Origin of the sequence: Marinobacter sp. F4206 (genome assembly GCF_019392195.1) — a bacterium.
Taxonomy (GTDB): Bacteria; Pseudomonadota; Gammaproteobacteria; order Pseudomonadales; family Oleiphilaceae; genus Marinobacter.
In genome coordinates this window covers 768,160-785,601 of the sequence record NZ_JAHXKI010000002.1, presented here as the reverse complement: position 1 = coordinate 785,601, position 17,442 = coordinate 768,160, and the positions used below count along the sequence as shown (strand labels likewise).

Here is a 17,442-nt window from a genome sequence, read left to right as displayed (position 1 = left end):
GATAACCGATGGAATTAACGCCCAGAGACAAAGACAAACTGCTGCTGTTCACCGCAGCCCTGCTGGCTGAACGCCGCAAAGCCAAGGGGTTGAAGCTCAATTACCCCGAAGCCGTCGCCCTCATCAGTGCCGAAATCATGGAAGGGGCGAGGGAAGGGCGCACCGTGGCCGAGCTCATGACCGCCGGCACCGAAATCCTCACCCGCGACGACGTGATGGACGGCATCGCCGAAATGGTCGACGAAGTGCAGGTGGAAGCCACCTTCCCGGACGGCACCAAGCTCGTCACCGTCCACAACCCGATTGTCTAAGGAGCGCGCCATGATCCCCGGTGAATACGATTTGAAAGACGGCGACATCGAACTCTGCGAAGGCCGCGAGCGCATCCAGATTGAAGTCGCCAACACCGGCGACCGCCCGGTCCAGATCGGCTCCCACTACCACTTCGCCGAAGCCAATCCCGCTCTCGATTTTGACCGCGCCAAGGCCAGGGGCTACCGACTGGATGTGGCCGCCGGTACCGCCATCCGCTTCGAACCTGGCCAAAGCCGCGAAGTAACGCTGATTCCATTCAGCGGCAGCCGCGAAATCTACGGTTTCCGAGCCGAAGTAATGGGCAAGTTGGACTCCACGAAATGACTAGCAGGGTCGGTCGGGTAGAGCTTTCCGGGAATGTGCGAAGCCATGGATGGCGGAGCCCAAGCGCCACATGGATGTGCCGCCAGGAGCGTTTCCCGGAAGGGATGTCTCGACCGGCCCAGGCACCAGAACATGAGGGAATAGAATGAAGATAACCAGACAAGCCTACGCCGACATGTACGGCCCCACGGTGGGTGATCGAGTCCGCCTGGGCGACACCGACCTCTGGATCGAAGTGGAAAGCGACAGCACCCACTACGGCGACGAAGTAAAATTCGGCGGCGGCAAAGTCATCCGGGACGGCATGGGACAAAGCCAGCGCGCCGATGACTCCGTGATGGACACCGTCATCACCAACGCCCTGATTCTGGATTGGTGGGGCATCGTCAAAGCCGACGTCGGCATCCAGAAAGGCCGCATCGCCGCCATCGGCAAAGCCGGCAACCCCGACACCCAGCCGGACGTAACCATCGTCATCGGCCCCGGCACCGAAATCATCGCCGGTGAAGGCAAAATTCTCACCGCCGGTGGCATCGACGCCCACATCCACTTCATCTGCCCCCAGCAGATCGAAGAAGCGCTGATGAGCGGCATCACCACCATGCTCGGCGGCGGCACCGGCCCGGCCACCGGCACCAACGCCACCACCTGCACCCCGGGCGCCTGGCACATGGGTAAAATGCTCCAGGCCGTGGACTCGATGCCCATGAACATCGGCTTCCTGGGCAAGGGCAACGCCAGCCTGCCGGAATCCCTGGAACTGCAAATCAAAGCCGGCGCCATCGGCCTGAAACTGCACGAAGACTGGGGCACCACCCCGGCCTCCATCGACAACTGCCTCACCGTGGCGGACAAGTACGACGTGCAGGTGGCCATCCATACCGACACCCTGAACGAATCCGGCTTCGTGGAAGACACCCTGGCCGCGTTCAAAGAACGCTGCATCCACACCTACCACACTGAAGGCGCCGGCGGCGGCCACGCACCGGACATCATCACCGCCTGCTCCAAGGACTACGTGCTGCCGTCCTCCACCAACCCGACGCGGCCCTACACCGTGAACACCATCGACGAACACCTCGACATGCTGATGGTGTGCCACCACCTGGACCCGAACATCCCGGAAGACGTCGCCTTCGCGGATTCGCGCATCCGCCGGGAGACCATTGCCGCGGAAGACATCCTGCATGACCTCGGCGTGATCTCCATGATCGCCTCCGATTCCCAGGCCATGGGCCGGGTGGGCGAAGTGGTGTGCCGCACCTGGCAGACCGCCCACAAGATGAAACAGCAACGCGGCCTGCTGCCGGAAGACGAAGCCCTGGGCGCCGACAACCTGCGCGCCAAACGCTACATCGCCAAGTACACCATCAACCCCGCCATCACCCACGGCATTGCGCACGAAGTGGGCTCCGTGGAAGTGGGCAAGCTGGCGGATCTGGTGCTGTGGAGCCCGGCGTTCTTCGGCGTGAAGCCGGCCACCATCCTCAAGGGCGGGATGATTGCCGCAGCGCCCATGGGCGATGCCAACGCGTCCATCCCCACGCCCCAGCCTGTGCATTACCGCCCCATGTTCGGGGCCTTCGGCAAGGCCGCCAGTGCCACCCGCCTGACCTTCGTGAGCCAGGCCGCCCTGGACGCCGATATTGGTAAAGAGCTCGGGTTGGACAGCCCGCTGTCTGCCTGCAAGGGCGTGCGCGAGGTGCGCAAGAGCGATATGAAACTGAACGATGGCTGCCCACACATCACCGTGGACCCGCAAACCTACGAAGTACACGCCGACGGCGAGCTGCTCACCTGTGAGCCCGCCACCGAACTGCCCCTGGCCCAGCGTTATCATCTTTTTTAATCAAGACAGCTCAGGGCTGCTCTGAGAGGAACACACTATGTTGGAACTGACAAAACGACTGAGTGAACAGGAAGCGGCCGGGATCGAGAGCTCCGAGATTCTCGACAACCTGATCCTGCCCTACGAACTGCGCATCCGAGGTCGCCTGCGCGCCACCACTCAAACAAAAGTGGACGTGGGCCTGTTTCTCGACCGTGGCCCCGTACTGCGTGACGGTGACCTGCTGCAGGCCAAAACCGGCGAGGTCATCCGCGTCCGAGCGGCCGAGGAGCAGGTGGTGACCGCCCGCATCGAAAACGGCCAGCCCCTGGCGCGCCTGTGCTACCACCTGGGCAATCGCCACGTGACCCTGGCCATCGGCATGGACGACAAGGGCGCCTATGTGCGCATCACCCCGGACCACGTGCTGGAAGAACTGGCGGAACGTCTCGGCGCCACGCTGATTCACCACACCGCCCCGTTCGACCCCGAACCCGGTGCCTACACCCAGGCCGGCTACTCTCATGGGAACGGGCATGGAAACGGTCACAGCCACGGCCATTCCCACGGGAACGGCCATTCACACGACCACGACCACGGGCATAGCCATGGCCACAGTCACAAACACACCCACACCCACTGAGGCCGGCGCGGGCCCGGCTGGCGATCTGGCCCTGTTGGGCCTGATGCAACTGGTGAGCCCGGCACTGCCCATCGGTGCCTTCGCCTGGTCCCAGGGCCTGGAAAGCGCCTTCGAACTGGGCTGGGTGAACAACGAAGCCGAACTGGCCGAGTGGGTTGAAGGCGTGCTGGAAGATGGTCTGAGCCGCTGCGAACTGCCCCTGCTGGCGCGTTTGCAGGGCGCCTGGGCGGAAAGCGATGCCGACAAGCTGGCCCACTGGAACGACTGGCTGCACGCCACCCGGGAAACCGCCGAGCTGAGCGACGAAGACACCCGCCTGGGCGGTGCCCTGGTCACCCTGCTGCGCAACCTCGAGCTGCTGCCGGAGCCACATCTGATCCCGGAAGAGCCGGGCTACATCACCATGTTCGCCTGGGCCGCCCACAAACGGTTTGTGCCTGTGCGCCAGACGCTGCTCGGCTTTGCCTGGGCCTGGCTGGAAAACCAGCTCGCCGTAGCCTGCAAAGCCTTGCCCCTGGGGCACACCGCCGCGCAACGCATCATCGAACGGCTGCGCCCGCAATTGGTGGCGGCGGTAGACACTGCCCTGGAACGAGACGATCACGAACTCGGGCCCATCCTGCCGGGACTGGCGCTCGGAAGTGCCTTACACGAAACACAGTATTCACGGCTTTTCAGAAGCTGAATAACAATTGAGGAGATCTGCCATGACACATTGCCTGAGAGTTGGAGTCGGTGGACCGGTTGGTTCCGGTAAAACCGCCCTGCTGCGCCAGTTGTGCAAAGCCCTGCGGGACCACTACGACATCGCCGTCGTAACCAACGACATCTACACCCGGGAAGACGCCGACTTCCTCCTGCGCCACGAAGCTCTGGCCGCAGACCGCATCCTCGGCGTGGAAACCGGCGGCTGCCCGCACACCGCCATCCGCGAAGACGCTTCCATGAACCTGGCAGCCATCGACGACCTCCAGCGCCGCCACCCGGATCTGGAACTGGTACTGGTGGAATCCGGCGGCGACAACCTCTCCGCCACCTTCAGCCCGGAACTGAGCGACCTCACCCTGTACGTGATCGACGTCTCCGCCGGCGACAAGATCCCCCGCAAAGGCGGTCCCGGCATCACCAAGTCCGACCTGCTGATCATCAACAAGATCGACATCGCCGAACAGGTGCATGCCTCCCTGGAGGTAATGGAGCGGGACAGCAAGAAAATGCGCGGCGAACGCCCCTTCGTGTTCACCAACCTGTACGACGGGGTAGGACTGGAGACGATCATCAGCTTCATTCTGGAGCGGGGCATGTTGCCGGAGCGTCGGCCTGAGAAGCTTGCCGAGACTGCTTAACGAAACCGGATTTTGAGATACAAACGGACTACGGAGAAACGATCATGAAACTGACTAACCGACTGACTCTTAGTGCCAGCCTGCTGCTGATTTCAGGTGCTGCCTTTGGCCATGCAGGCCACGAAGCCCTGGGCGATGGTGTGCATATTGAATACTTCCTGGCGGCTGGTGCGGCCGTGGCTGCTGGCATCTATGCGCTGATGCGGCACAAGCGTGACGGGCGGGACTGAGGAAAAGCCTCAACTGATCTGTTCGCTGCTGATTCTAAAAGCCGCCCCTAACTCGGGCGGTTTTTTTGTACTGGGGTTACCAAATTTTACGTCCGACGGGTAGGAAGTTTCCTTACGATTAGGCTAGTGTGTAGTTATAAGAAACGGATTTACGCCGCTGTTAAGGATAACGGATGGACTACACACAGCTACTGCACACCCTCCAAAACGCCATTCCAACGGCCATCTGGTATCTGATTCCGTTCTTCCTCGTTGCGGCGGTCATCAAATCGCCTTGGTTCAAAGGCAAATCTGGGGAAGCGGTGGTTAATCTTTCAGCCAAGCTATTCCTCGATAAAACCCGTTACCACCTCATCAAAAACGTCACCCTGCCCACCGAAGACGGCACCACCCAGATCGACCATATGATCGTCTCCCGGTATGGCAAGTTCGAGGTCGAGACCAAAAAATGAAAGACTGGATCTTTGTCTAATCACTATGCGGCGAACTGAAATTTTTGGGTATTACTTTTGTGTCTCATGAGGATGTGAGCAATGCAGTATATTAAAAAGCTAAAGCTATTTAACTTTAAAAGGTTTGGGTACTTTGAGGTTGAGTTTAACTCTGAGACCAATACGATAATTGGTGACAATGAGGCAGGAAAGAGCTCAATCCTTCAAGCGATAGAGTTAGTAGCGAGCGGTAGTCGCAATAAGGTAGAGACTATTGGTATTGAATCTATTCTGAATAAAACTTCTATAGAAAATTTTTTTGCCACGGATAGATCCTTTGAAAACCTCCCAGAAATACACGTCGAGCTTTATTTAAGCGATGATAGAAATCCCGATTTGGTTGGGAAGCACAATTCCGAAAATAAAAGCTTGAGCGGATTGCACATGATTTGTCAGCCGAATGAAGAATTAGCTGCCGAAATAAATCAGGTTATCGCTGAGGAAAACGAAAATTTTCCCTTTGAATATTATATTGTAAAATTTATTACGTTTAATGGAGAGGCATATTCTGGATATCGCCGTTTCTTAAATTGCTTGACTATTGATAGCTCGCAAATTAATAGCGACTATGCCAATAGGGAGTATACAAAGTCGATATATGATTCAATAGTTGATCATCCAACTAGAGTTAGGTTGAAGAATGAATACCGAAATCACAAGATTGTGTTTAAGGAAAATAATCTTAAAGATGTGAATGATAGGTTAGGTGAATATGATTTTTCAGTAAAATCTGGCGCAAAATTTAATTTAGAAACAGATATATCACTTTTGCAAGACCAGATTCCGATAGATGAAAGAGGGAAAGGCCAGCAATGCTTCATTAAAACCGAGTTCGCATTAAATAGAATCCAAGATCAGACGTCAATAAATACTCTGTTGCTGGAAGAGCCAGAGAATCATTTGAGCCATTCCAATATGAAGAGGTTAATCTCCAAGATATCGGAGTCTCACCAAAACCAAATAATAATTGCAACACATAATAGCCTAATCAGTACGCGTCTAGGCTTACGTAATTCGATACTACTCAACAGCTCTAGCGATAACCCCCTGGTTATGAGGGATCTGTCAGAATCGACGGCCAAGTTTTTTATGAAGGCCCCTGACAACAATATTCTAGAGTTTGTTCTTTCAGACAAGGTTGTCCTTGTAGAGGGGGATGCTGAATATATGCTTCTGGAAGCATTATATTCTAGCGAAACGAATAGAAGCCTTGAGGAAGACTCCGTACATGTAATTTCTGTCGGTGGAACCAGTTTTAAAAGGTACATAGAATTGGCAAGGGCATTAGGGATAAAAGTTGCAGTCATTCGAGATAACGATAGAAATTATCAATCTAATTGCATAGATAATTATGTGGATTATGTTGCAAGTAATGTTCGAGTTTTCTCAGATGAAGACAATTCTCGCTATACATTTGAAGTCTGCATTTATCAAGATAATAAGGCTATTTGCGATGAATTGTTCTCAGGAGGAAAGATTAAAAAAACGCCGCTTGAATTTATGCTTGATAATAAGGCTGAGGCAGCATTTAAACTTTTAGACCAGCATGCAGATGATCTAGATATCCCAAGATATATTAAGCAGGCCGTTGCATGGATAAACGAGTAATCTTCGCAGTTGCTGGTTCCGGTAAAACATCAAGAATTATTGACTGGCTTGAGGAAGACAGCCGATGTCTTATCGTGACGTATACGGATAACAACACCAGAAATATAAGAAATAGAGTATTAAGAAAATTTGGAAGAATCCCTGAAGGAATTAAGGTTTATTCGTATTTTACTTTCTTGTATTCTTTTTGCTTTCGACCTTTGTGTGGTTACGAGCTAAAATCTAAGGGAATTAATTTTAATTATCCGCTGCCGAAATATTCTCAGCGGAGTCGAAAAGATAAGATTGAACACTACTTTGACAAAAATGGTCGATTGCTTTCTAGCAGAATAGCCAAATTTCTAATTGAGTTTGACGTTCTCCCCGAAGTAGTTGAGCGAATAGAGAATTTTTTCGACCTCGTATGTATTGATGAAGTGCAGGATTTTGCAGCTAATGATTTCAATTTTTTGTGCGCACTGGCTAGCGCAAACATTGACATTCAGCTCGTGGGCGATTTCTATCAGCACACGTTTGATACCAGCAGAGATGGAAATACTCAAAAAAATTTGCACGCCTGCTTCGATAAGTATTGTGAAAAATTATCCAAAGCGGGCTTTTATATAGACCTTGAGTCTCTGTCACACAGTTACCGATGTAGCCCAAGCGTCTGTTCCTTTGTAAAAAATCAATTGGCAATTGAAATTGAGTCTCATCGTAAAGATGAAGTAGATGTTCGCCTAGTTGACCAAAGTCAGGAGATCGAAGATATCGTTTTCAACAATTCCATAGTTAAGTTGTTTTATCAAAAGTCTAGTTCCTACTATGGATATACTGAAAACTGGGGAAGCACTAAGGGGATCGATCACTTTGAAGATGTATGTGTGGTACTTAATCAAAAAACGTTTCATGCATTTAGTTCAGGAAAACTAGATCAATTGCCCTCGACTACTAAGAATAAGCTCTATGTGGCCTGTACTAGAGCTAAGGGTAATTTGTACTTTGTAAACGAAAAAGAATTAAAAAAATATAAATTATGAAAGATGTGAGGGATATTTCTTTGCCAAAAAGAGGGCGCAATTGCGTCATGTCGTCCAAGGAAAACCTGAACAGATTTGTGTTTTTTTCTATTCCTCTTTTTTGTACATGAAACCGGTACAGATTTATTTTCGCGACTCCTCTTGTCGGCAAGTGCTTATTTGGGTCCCTCCCCCCGAGCTTCGGTAACTGTGAAATGCCGAAAAGTGGAATGGATTCTATGGCTCAAAACCAAGGATATAATAAGGCCTAGACAGGGCGGGGTGCTGGCCAAAAATAGATCTGTCCCGGTTTTCCGTGAACTCTGGGTAATGAGTTAGATGTAGTTTCTTTTTTGGCTTAGCAATGCTGGCTTATAAAAAAAATATTTCGGAAAACCTATCGATGCTAAAAAAGCTTAAAAGGTGGTTTAGAAGGCCACGAGACCCATCGGGCCATGTCTACTATGCGAGACTCAGAACAGCACAAGGAACGTTTTATAAAGTTGGCTTTACAAGCAAGTCGACCCTGATGGAGCGTATGGCGTATGGAAATACAGGTGACGAAAGATTAATTGAGCGTGAGTTTTTCTTCACTTTTCGGGCGGATGCTTGGGACGTTGAGCAAACGCTCCTAGATCATTTTGATAAGCAGCGCGCATTTGGAAGATATAGCAACGATCCGGCTAAGCCCCTCTGTGGTCGAGGTCAGTCTGAACTGTTCACTCACGATGTGCTTGGTTTAGATAATGACCTCTACAGTGTGCTGGATGAAAGTGCGTTAAAAACTTTAAAAGATGAGCATGAGGACGTTAAGGATGGATGCTTTATGGTGCTAATCGGGTTGGTTTTGGCCCCGTTCACTTTGGGTTTTTCATTGTTGTTTATTTTAGGGGGAGTTTCTGGGATCTTTGGGGCCGGGAAGTCTGGGGTAACTCTAAAACAAAAGAAACGACCAGTTCACCCTGCTGCATTGCAAAAGCTCATTGACGAACTTTATTACAAGAAACTTGATGAAAATGGATGATGAAGAGGTGTCGACGTGTTTCAGAAAACCGCTTCAGATCTATTATTGCGGTTATTTGGTTAAGCTGGCCCGCTTTCCTGGAGACATCCCTTCTCCCACTCAGCTTCATCTCCCGGCGCTGGCAAAAACCGCCCAAACTCGATCATCTGGGTGGCCGGAATGTCCTGCAGATAGATCCAGACATCTTCAGCTGTGATGTCCACGATGTGGGCGATTTCTTCAAGCATCTGGCTCATCAGGGCCTGTTTGATCTCGATGCTTCTGCCCTCCCGCACCAGGCCGTGCACATACACCTGAGGCGCGGTGTTCGCTCTGCCACCCACAAAGTGGTCGTCCTTATTGGCCGCAGAAAACAGAACCTGGGCAAAGAACCGGGGAGCGCCGGTTTGCGCGTTGTGGGCGGCTGTGATGGCTTCGGCGATCTGTGATTTCTGCTGCGGCGACAGAGACAGATTCGCGACCGTGACGGTGTATGTGGGCATGGGGAAACTCCTGCCATGGGTTGTACGTTTGCACTGGATCTCGCCACTATGTGAGTGAGGCGGGCTTGTTTCACTATAGCAACGCTTATCTGCCTGGCCACGCGCACGGGCCAGGTGGGTCGACTGAGAGACTGAACGAGGCGTAAACATGCAAATCGGGGTAATCGCAGACACCCACAGCAAGATGCGTCCCGAAGCCCTGGAGGCTCTGGAGGGCTCGGATCTGATCCTTCATGCCGGTGACGTGGGTCGGGATGAGGTTCTGGAAGCACTGCAGGCCATCGCTCCCTTGGTTGCTATCCGCGGCAATATCGATACAGCAGGCCGTGCAGCGACGCTCCCTGATGTTCAGGATCTGGAATTTCTCGGCCACGCCTTTTACATGCTTCACGACGTCAAAACCCTCGAATTCAATCCGCAAGGCCGTTACCGCGTGGTGATCGCCGGCCATTCCCACAAACCCCGCAATGAATGGATTGGCGACGTGCTTTACTTCAATCCCGGTGGTGCCGGGCCCCGGCGTTTTACGCTGCCGATCACGGTAGGGCGGCTGGAGGTGAGTGAAGAGGGCGTGGTTGGTGAGATTATTGAACTGCCGGTTTGATCGGGTGGGAAAACCGTGACAGATTTACTGTTGTGAATACATGGCGGCCCGTGAGTCCGATGGGCTAAAGCCCGGTTGTGTGACTGTAGCCTGACGTCTGAAAACAACAGAAATGGACCTGGAGTCCTCTATGAAACCCGCCCAACGTCCCGGCAGTTCTCTTTCCAGCCCTGATTTTGCAAGCCTGCAGGGTGTCTGGCGTTCCCAGGGTTACGGCACTGTGTTGCTGATCGAGGAAGATTGGTACACCCTTTTTGAAGAAACCAGCATCAGCTGCCTGAAAATTCATGAGGGCAGTATTGAAGAACTCGATCACTATTACGAAGATCTGGTGGTATCCCCTGGTGGCCAGGCGTTCAGTGCCCATCGGGTAACGGGCGTAGCACGCATCAGCTTCCGTCGCCTGAAAGGATTGCCCGCCAGTGTCACTGAAAGTCACAGGCACAAGGCAAAGGATCCGCAATACAACTTTGACGTTTTCTGGCGAACCTTTCACGAGCAATACGCCCTGTTTGAACTCAAGGGTGTGGCCTGGGACCAGGCGCATCAGCACTATCTTCCCCAGATTAACGCGAACCCATCACAGGAAACGCTCTTTGCCATCATGGTTGCGATGCTACGGCCCCTGAAGGATGGCCATATTCGCCTGCATTCACCCTTGGGTCATTACCGGGCAGGTGCCGAGCCGGCGCTCTTCAGGCGGCTGACACGGGAACTTGAAGATGCCAATGATGACCGTGAGCTCACCAGCTACCTGGGCGAGATCAACGAGTCGGCGCGTGACTTGATCCATGAAGATTATCTTTCAGGCGCCGTTAGCCATGGCGGCAACCGGCTGGTGGAGTGGGGGCGGCTTAATGGCCTCATCGGTTACCTGAATATCCGGGCCATGGCCGGGCAAAGCGGCAAGTCAGGCAAACCGGCTGCGGATCTCAGGGCGGTCGATAGTGTGATGAAGCGGGTGCTGGCAGATGTTGGCGAGCTGCCCAATCTGGTGATCGATCTTCGCAATAATGGTGGGGGGTACGATGGTGTCGCACTGCGCTTTGCAGCGTACCTGATGGATCGCAAACGGCTGGCGTTCACGAAGTCAGCCCGTCATGGCAATGGATTCACCGGAAAGCAGTCTGTCTATGTCACACCTGTCAATGAGACTTACCAGGGCAACCTGTTTGTGCTGACCAGCGAGCTAACGGCCAGTGCCGCAGAAATCTTCGTGCTCTCATTGCTGCAGCATCCCCGTCTCACTCTTATAGGCGAGCCTACCCAGGGCATCCTTTCCGACACGCTCGAGCGCCATTTGCCAAATGGCTGGCACCTGACCCTGTCGAATGAAATCTATCGGGCCTACGACGGTGAGATCTACGAAGATGTCGGCATCCCGCCACACATCCGTCTCAAGTACCTCGGCCGAAAAGGGCGCGAGGAAGGCAAAGACCCGATGCTGGAGCGGGTCATTAAGCTGGTCGGCGGTTGATGGTCGAAGTATTAATACAGCAAAGGGCGCTGATGCCAAGACAGGCCAGGGTGATTGTGCCCGGGTTTCCAGACAAATCGGAGCAAGAAGTGATAAAGCCCAGTTGTTACAGCTGTCGGAAAAGATTTGAGCCATCTGAGCTCCGGGTCTCTTACTCGAAAAACTACTGTGAGCGCTGCGGAGTAGGGCTGTTCGGTGAGGATTATTTCAGCTTCACCGCTAAGCCCGCCCCAACCATCCAGAAGAACCTGACGGTCCATTTTGCAGTGCTTCTTTTCGGGGGCGCTGGCTTGTTGCTATGGCTTTTGACTGCCCAGTCGTGACCGCTCAGAATCGGGAAAGCCTCAGGCGCAATGTCCGGCACTGCTTTGCCTACTCCGGGTCCGGTACTGCGGCTTCGTCCGATCTTGTGATTGAGTACCAGAGTGAATGGCTCCGGAGTTATGCATTGTCCGTTCTCGATTCCGTACCTGCCGAAGACTCGGTGCTGGAACAACGTAGGCAATGGGAAGCACGACTGGCCGGAGAGACGTTGCGCCAAACATTTCGTAAATTGGATCTTGATGATGCGTTACGGAGGATCTGATTTGCACAACGTCCGCCGGTTTTTGGCAACGCTGCTGGTGCTTGTTTCGCTAACGGCTTACGGAGCGGAGATGAACAATCTGGGCGACTATCAATGGAAAAACCGCCTGATCCTGGTTCAGGCAGCGTCGGAAACGGAGGGCGCTGCTGAAATCCTCAGGGATGCCCGCGCCGAACTCGATGACCGTGACGTTATCTGGTTCGTGAACACCGGGGAGGGTCTGGTTTCAAATCAGGCAACGGTGTCCGGTGGTGTTGAGCACGACATCAACGAACTGCTCGCAAAGGGCCATTCTGAAGATCGGGTGCTGCTGATCGGAAAAGACGGCGGGATCAAAAGCCGCGAATCCAGCCTCGACCTTGACGCTATTTTCCGCCGTATCGATGCCATGCCGATGCGCATTCGCGAGATGCGCACCGGCGATTAAATTTGCGGAACCACCATAAGATTCAATGCTCCGCCGGCAAATTTGCCTTTTGGCATCCGTTCTCTGCTCACCACAAGCTCCAGCCCCTTCATCTGCCCCCTGAAAAATCCCATGCCGAGTTGACTACACTGAGGTAAGGCCCATTGCAGGTAGGGGGAACGGCGATGATTGAAGTGTTAACGGACTTTCCGGATAACGTACTGGCGTTCGCTTGTCATGGCCATGTCACGAAGCAAGATTACGAGTCGGTTCTTATGCCCGCTGTTGAGACGGCGCTTGAGGGTCAGTCCAAGTTGCGACTCTACTATGAAACGGCCTCGGATTTTGATGGCATCGCCCCTGGAGCCGTCTGGGAAGATACCAAGGCGGGCTTGGGTCACCGGGATCGTTGGGAGAAGTTTGCTGTGGTAACCGATGTGGGTTGGATAGGCCACACCATGAAGCTTTTCAGTTTCCTGATGCCTGGAGATCTACGCGTGTTTTCGACGGATCAAGCGGCTCAGGCGCGGGAATGGATTGTGGCGTGATAACTGGCCATGCCAAAACCCCAGGGATTCTGTCTCGATATTTCCGGTGTGCTCCACGAAGGGGGAGAGGCCGTCACCGGCGCCCGGGCCGCCCTTTCCAGGGTCCGCGAGGCGGGTGTGCCCTGCCGCTTTCTCACCAACACGTCCCGCAAGCCCTCCCGGGCCGTGCTGGACGAACTCCGCAAACTGGGTTTCGAGGTCAATGAGAAAGAGGTGCTGACGGCACCGGCCGCAGTCGCGCGTTACGTGAAGGCCCGGAAGCTGAAAGCCTGGCTGCTGGTGCATCCTGACATTGAGGAAGAGTTCGAACCGGCTTCCTTCTCCGATGCAGATGCGGTCGTGGTCTGTGATGCCGGGGAACGCTTCGATTACCGTCGGCTGGATCAGGCCTTCGCTCTGCTGATGGAAGGCGCGCCCTTGCTGACGGTGGGCATGAATCGTTACTTCAAGGCATCCGACGGTCTGCACCTGGATGCCGGCCCCTTCATTCGCGCCCTGGAGTATGCGGCCGGGGTGGACGCCACCATTATTGGCAAGCCCGGCGAGGCCATGTTCCAGGAGGCCTGTGACAGCATGGGGCTGGCGCCGGGCGACTGCCTGATGATCGGCGACGATGTGGAAGCGGATATTGGCGGCGCCCGGAAGGCGGGGCTCCAGGCGGCGCTGGTGAAAACGGGCAAGTATCAGGAATCGGATGGGGCCCGGGCCGCGGAACTCGGCGCCGGTGTTTTCGACGATATCACCGCCGTGGTATCACACTGGCTCAACGTTCAATGAACCGAGGGATTAACATGATGGAAAACCGGGACAGATTTATTTCCTCCGATCAATGCCTAAGCCTCGGAAAGATCCGCCAATTCTTCAACAAGAGGTCGAAACAGACGCCGGTACTCGCCAGGTGTAAGGCCCGTCAGGCGCCTGAATAACCGGCGAAAAAAGGATACATCCTCGTAACCGGCCTCCAGGCTTACCTCCTCCACTGACAATCTGCCCTGTTCCAGTGCGCGCTTGGCCGCTTCAATGCGAAGGTTCTGAAGGTACTCAATCATTGAGGAACCAGTGGCAGCCTTGAACCGCCGCTTGAGTGTTCTCTCTGGCAGAGGGGAGGACTCTACCAGCAGGGCAATGGCCCGGGGATCCCGCCAATGCACCTTGAGCCATTCCTCACATTTGCGCACAGCCGAGTCGGCATGGTGTGTTTGCCGGACCAGCCCCGTGAACGGCAGTTGGCCTTCTCCGTGCCATTTCAGCAGGTACACTTTTGCAATGCGGAGCGCTTCACCGATACCCACGTATCGGGCAATGATATGCAGTGCCAGGTCATGCCACGATGTCGTTCCGCCCGCCGTCACCAACCGGCCATCGGGGTGGGCATAAACAAGGTTGGTCTCCGGCCGGAAATGCACCCGGGGATAGTGCGTTCGAAAAAGCTCCTGATAACCCCAGTGAGACGTTGCGTCGCAGTTATCCAGCAAACCACTCTCTGCCAGTAATACCGATCCGGAACAGGCGGAATAGATCGTTGTACCCGAACGGAATCTGAGCTTAATCCAGTCCATAAGCGCTTCATAGCGGCCTCCGATCTCTTCTTGGGGCCCCAGCCAGATCTCCGGGAGGATCAGGATATCAGCGGCAGGGTCATCCGCAATGGCGTACGCCGGCTCAACGGGAATGCCATGGCCACAATGAAATGGCGCCGAGTCGACGGAAACAATCTGCACATCAAACGGTTGATATGGAATTGGATCCCCCACCAGGGTCTGCCAGATTTTGCCCGTCGCCATAAGCACATCCACCATTCCATACAGCGCCGAACCTGCCGTTTCGGGCAGAGCCAGAATCAGAACTTTTTTCTGCTGTTGGCCCATGTTTCATCCTCCCTGCAATTGGTGGCACAAATGCCTTCTTTTTGTCAGAACTCCATCTGACTCAGTACGCAGTGATCCCTTAATGTATACCCAGACGCCACAAAGAGCGCCTCCCGGTCCGCCGGGTCCCTTTAGACGACGAAGCAAGGTGAGAAAAATGAACACACAAGTAAATATTCAGACCCGTAATGGCCTTGATCTGATCCAGATGGGCCAGACCGTTGAAGCCCTGAAAAACGACCCAGGCCTCGCGCAGTTCGAATTCCGGGCAAGAAACGAATGGGTGGACGGAGGTGAAAATCGCTCTGCCATCCGCGGATTCTACGGAGCCGGCGCTGAAGACGAATCCCGTCACGAAGACTTCGTCTTCACCAATGGTGAGCCCCCGATCCTGCTGGGCAATAACGAAGGTGCCAACCCGGTGGAATTTCTCCTGCATGCTCTGGCCGGCTGTGTTACCACCACCACGGTCCTGCATGCCGCGGCACGGGGCATCACCATCCGAAAACTGTCAACCAGACTGTCGGGCAATATCAACCTGGAAGGACTGCTGGCGCTAAATGACGAGGCTGTAGCCGGCTACGAGAACATTCGTATCCTCATGGACATTGAGGCTGACTGCAGCGACGAGGAGCTGGATGATCTCTTGTCGTTTGCCAGGGACCACTCTCCGGTCTGCAACACTGTATGCCGGCCGGTTCCGGTAACCCTTGAGCGGGTCTGAGGGCCAGTCCGGGGCGGGGACACCCGTCTCGGACTCACCTGGAAAACGGGGGCAGATCTATTTTCTCGGCTTCTCTGGTGGCCCAGCGCTATTCCTTGAGCCGGACGAGCAACCGGCCATCCTCAACCTGGATATAATCCACACCCGCTGCAAACGATTGCCAGAATCCCGGGTTGGCGCCGAACTCGTTAACCAGGTCCACATTCTTGAGGTTGCCCAGCCAGGCATTCGGAATGGGTACGCCCATGAGGCTGACGCCCCTTAACTTGACCAGGGGGCGACCGTTGGCAAAGGAGAGTTCCACACCGGCATTGACTCGTAGGGTCCTGCCGCCGAGTACCGGGAAGTCCTTGTCAAGAGGCACCAGAAGGAGGGCGCTCAGCAGGTCGTCCGAAAGGTCGACCGCGAGTCTCTGAGCCAGATCAGTGTTATTGGCCAGCATACCGTTGAGTTCCCGCTCGCTAAAGCGTACTTCCCGGCTGGCGCCTTCCTCACTGTAGGGGACCGGCTGCAACGGGCGGCCGGATTCGCCGCCTTGGGTATCAATGCCCAGAGTATTCAGTTTATTGTTGAGGGAATCCTGTTCACTGGCATTCAGGGTTACGGGTTCGAAGTTCTCAGGAAACACATAGTGGCTTAACCACCAGTAACCGACGCCGACGGTGGCAACGATGGTGATCAGGACAATGCCAAAGACATGCAAGCCACTGAAGCCCTTCTTTGCGGGTGGCGGCGCTGATGCTGTTTTGTCCTCGGTTGTCTCACTCATTGCCAATGTCACCTGATTGCAGTTTGAATTCCCTCCGTTGGGCCCGTGGAGCCGTCGCTCGAAGGTCCGAAAACCGGGACAGATTTATTTTTTGGATACTATAAAACAAGGGCTATCAAACAATCATGACGAGAAAGACATTAAGCTTAACCCGAAAACGAAATCAGGACCCTAAACCAGTGGCTGAGGAAGCCGAAGCTGTGGTTGAGGTCGAAGCTGATCCACAGAAACGTTTTTTAAACGCTGTGGCTATCAATCCAGCGCCGGGGATTCGCCTGGAGTTGGGCTCCGAACAGCTCACGGTGCGCGCGATGGATTTGATCACGCCGATTGGAATGGGGCAGCGAGGTTTGATCGTGGCACCGCCGGGGTCTGGAAAATCGACGATCTTAAAGCACATTTGCCAGGCGGTGGGAAAGGCGTATCCCGAGATTAAACTTTACGCGTTATTGATAGATGAGCGTCCCGAAGAGGTCACCGATTTCAGGCGTAGCGTCCCGGCTGAGGTACACGCTTCTTCTTCGGATGAGAGCTATGCTCATCACGTTCGCGTTGCCGATGAGCTTCTTGATATCGCCCGCCAACAAGCGGGCGAGGGTCACAACGTCATGATTGTGATTGATTCTCTCACCAGGCTTGCGCGTGTGCATAATGCGGAGCGAAAGAGCAGCGGTCGTACTATGTCTGGCGGGATGGATGCTCGAGCGATGGAGATCCCGCGGAGGTTGTTTGGCGCGGCACGAAACATTGAGAATGGCGGCTCGCTGACCATTTTGGCAACCGTTTTGGTGGATACCGGCAGCCGTATGGACCAGGTTATCTTTGAGGAATTTAAGGGCACGGGGAACATGGAGCTGGTTTTATCGAGAGACGTTGCGAGTCAGCGAATCTTTCCCGCGCTGGATATTTCGAAAAGCAGTACACGACGTGAAGAGCTGCTGTTGGATCCCAAAGATTCAGACAAAATAAGAGCATTGCGCCGGGCGCTTGGCGGTCTCAAACCGCTAGAGGGCACAAAAAAGCTGGTTGAGCTGCTTGAGAAGTACCCCACCAATGCCGAGCTTCTGAAAAACATCCCCGGGCCAGGATGATGATTTGGTGATCGCCGGCCATCCTACGGTCTGGCCTTGAATCCATGAGCTATCCTGAGATCCTCAACCTTCACATACGA

21 protein-coding genes are annotated in these 17,442 nt (G+C 54.2%); 18 read left to right on the top strand and 3 right to left on the bottom strand.

Annotated elements, in window-relative coordinates; genetic code table 11:
* Positions 1 to 8 precede the first annotated feature (8 nt).
* The 11 genes from ureA (at position 9) to KZO34_RS06010 (ending at position 8,807) form a co-directional block, all read left to right on the top strand.
* Positions 9 to 311 (top strand): urease subunit gamma, encoded by a 303-nt coding sequence (ureA, locus tag KZO34_RS06060; RefSeq protein ID WP_070964506.1) that lies wholly within the window; start codon positions 9 to 11, stop codon positions 309 to 311.
* A gap of 10 nt (positions 312 to 321) precedes the next feature.
* Complete coding sequence (locus KZO34_RS06055; protein ID WP_219474401.1) at positions 322 to 639, top strand: urease subunit beta; 318 nt, start codon at positions 322 to 324, stop codon at positions 637 to 639.
* Positions 640 to 784: 145 nt separating this feature from the next.
* Positions 785 to 2,488, top strand: a complete 1,704-nt coding sequence (ureC, locus tag KZO34_RS06050) for an urease subunit alpha (protein WP_219474397.1) — start codon at positions 785 to 787, stop codon at positions 2,486 to 2,488.
* Positions 2,489 to 2,525: 37 nt separating this feature from the next.
* Positions 2,526 to 3,110 (top strand): urease accessory protein UreE, encoded by a 585-nt coding sequence (locus KZO34_RS06045; protein ID WP_219474394.1) that lies wholly within the window; start codon positions 2,526 to 2,528, stop codon positions 3,108 to 3,110.
* Entirely contained in the window at positions 3,076 to 3,795 is a 720-nt protein-coding gene (locus KZO34_RS06040; RefSeq protein WP_219474392.1) for an urease accessory protein UreF, read from the top strand. Before KZO34_RS06045 ends, KZO34_RS06040 begins: the two co-directional genes overlap by 35 nt.
* A gap of 22 nt (positions 3,796 to 3,817) precedes the next feature.
* Positions 3,818 to 4,456, top strand: a complete 639-nt coding sequence (gene ureG, locus KZO34_RS06035) for an urease accessory protein UreG (RefSeq protein ID WP_136631683.1) — start codon at positions 3,818 to 3,820, stop codon at positions 4,454 to 4,456.
* A 44-nt stretch (positions 4,457 to 4,500) separates the two neighbouring features.
* On the top strand, positions 4,501 to 4,686 hold the full coding sequence (locus KZO34_RS06030; RefSeq protein ID WP_219474390.1) for a hypothetical protein: 186 nt from the start codon (positions 4,501 to 4,503) through the stop codon (positions 4,684 to 4,686).
* Between the two features lie 173 nt (positions 4,687 to 4,859).
* On the top strand, positions 4,860 to 5,138 hold the full coding sequence (locus KZO34_RS06025; protein ID WP_219474388.1) for a nuclease-related domain-containing protein: 279 nt from the start codon (positions 4,860 to 4,862) through the stop codon (positions 5,136 to 5,138).
* Between the two features lie 81 nt (positions 5,139 to 5,219).
* A complete protein-coding gene (locus tag KZO34_RS06020) occupies positions 5,220 to 6,785 on the top strand; it encodes an ATP-dependent nuclease (RefSeq protein ID WP_219474385.1) in 1,566 nt (521 codons plus the stop codon).
* Positions 6,770 to 7,804, top strand: coding sequence for an AAA family ATPase (locus tag KZO34_RS06015; RefSeq protein ID WP_219474382.1), 1,035 nt, complete (start codon positions 6,770 to 6,772; stop codon positions 7,802 to 7,804). The genes KZO34_RS06020 and KZO34_RS06015 overlap by 16 nt, the downstream gene beginning before the upstream one ends.
* A 382-nt stretch (positions 7,805 to 8,186) precedes the next feature.
* Positions 8,187 to 8,807, top strand: a complete 621-nt coding sequence (locus KZO34_RS06010; RefSeq protein WP_219474380.1) for a hypothetical protein — start codon at positions 8,187 to 8,189, stop codon at positions 8,805 to 8,807.
* Between the two features lie 59 nt (positions 8,808 to 8,866).
* Here KZO34_RS06010 and KZO34_RS06005 read toward each other — a convergent pair whose 3' ends face one another.
* Entirely contained in the window at positions 8,867 to 9,289 is a 423-nt protein-coding gene (locus KZO34_RS06005) for a tautomerase family protein (protein ID WP_219474378.1), read from the bottom strand.
* Positions 9,290 to 9,437: 148 nt separating this feature from the next.
* Here KZO34_RS06005 and KZO34_RS06000 point away from each other — a divergent pair, with 148 nt between their 5' ends.
* The 5 genes from KZO34_RS06000 (at position 9,438) to KZO34_RS05980 (ending at position 13,687) form a co-directional block, all read left to right on the top strand.
* Positions 9,438 to 9,893, top strand: a complete 456-nt coding sequence (locus KZO34_RS06000; protein WP_219474375.1) for a metallophosphoesterase family protein — start codon at positions 9,438 to 9,440, stop codon at positions 9,891 to 9,893.
* 130 nt (positions 9,894 to 10,023) lie between these two features.
* Positions 10,024 to 11,370, top strand: a complete 1,347-nt coding sequence (locus KZO34_RS05995) for a S41 family peptidase (protein WP_219474372.1) — start codon at positions 10,024 to 10,026, stop codon at positions 11,368 to 11,370.
* A gap of 587 nt (positions 11,371 to 11,957) precedes the next feature.
* The gene (locus KZO34_RS05990) at positions 11,958 to 12,383 is read left to right on the top strand and encodes a DUF4174 domain-containing protein (RefSeq protein ID WP_257900211.1); all 426 of its coding nucleotides are present in this window, start codon (positions 11,958 to 11,960) and stop codon (positions 12,381 to 12,383) included.
* Positions 12,384 to 12,547: 164 nt separating this feature from the next.
* Positions 12,548 to 12,910, top strand: coding sequence for a SpoIIAA family protein (locus KZO34_RS05985; protein WP_219474366.1), 363 nt, complete (start codon positions 12,548 to 12,550; stop codon positions 12,908 to 12,910).
* Positions 12,911 to 12,919: 9 nt separating this feature from the next.
* Positions 12,920 to 13,687, top strand: a complete 768-nt coding sequence (locus KZO34_RS05980) for a TIGR01458 family HAD-type hydrolase (RefSeq protein WP_219474364.1) — start codon at positions 12,920 to 12,922, stop codon at positions 13,685 to 13,687.
* A 56-nt stretch (positions 13,688 to 13,743) separates the two neighbouring features.
* On the opposite strand, the gene KZO34_RS05975 is transcribed toward KZO34_RS05980, so the two are convergent.
* Positions 13,744 to 14,778, bottom strand: coding sequence for a GlxA family transcriptional regulator (locus KZO34_RS05975; RefSeq protein ID WP_219474360.1), 1,035 nt, complete (start codon positions 14,776 to 14,778; stop codon positions 13,744 to 13,746).
* 157 nt (positions 14,779 to 14,935) lie between these two features.
* Between KZO34_RS05975 and KZO34_RS05970 the strand changes: the two genes are divergently transcribed.
* Complete coding sequence (locus KZO34_RS05970; RefSeq protein WP_219474357.1) at positions 14,936 to 15,502, top strand: OsmC family protein; 567 nt, start codon at positions 14,936 to 14,938, stop codon at positions 15,500 to 15,502.
* 88 nt (positions 15,503 to 15,590) lie between these two features.
* Here KZO34_RS05970 and KZO34_RS05965 read toward each other — a convergent pair whose 3' ends face one another.
* Positions 15,591 to 16,271, bottom strand: a complete 681-nt coding sequence (locus KZO34_RS05965) for a flagellar basal body-associated FliL family protein (protein WP_219474354.1) — start codon at positions 16,269 to 16,271, stop codon at positions 15,591 to 15,593.
* Positions 16,272 to 16,450: 179 nt separating this feature from the next.
* Between KZO34_RS05965 and rho the strand changes: the two genes are divergently transcribed.
* On the top strand, positions 16,451 to 17,362 hold the full coding sequence (gene rho, locus KZO34_RS05960) for a transcription termination factor Rho (RefSeq protein WP_308318776.1): 912 nt from the start codon (positions 16,451 to 16,453) through the stop codon (positions 17,360 to 17,362).
* Positions 17,363 to 17,442 lie beyond the last annotated feature (80 nt).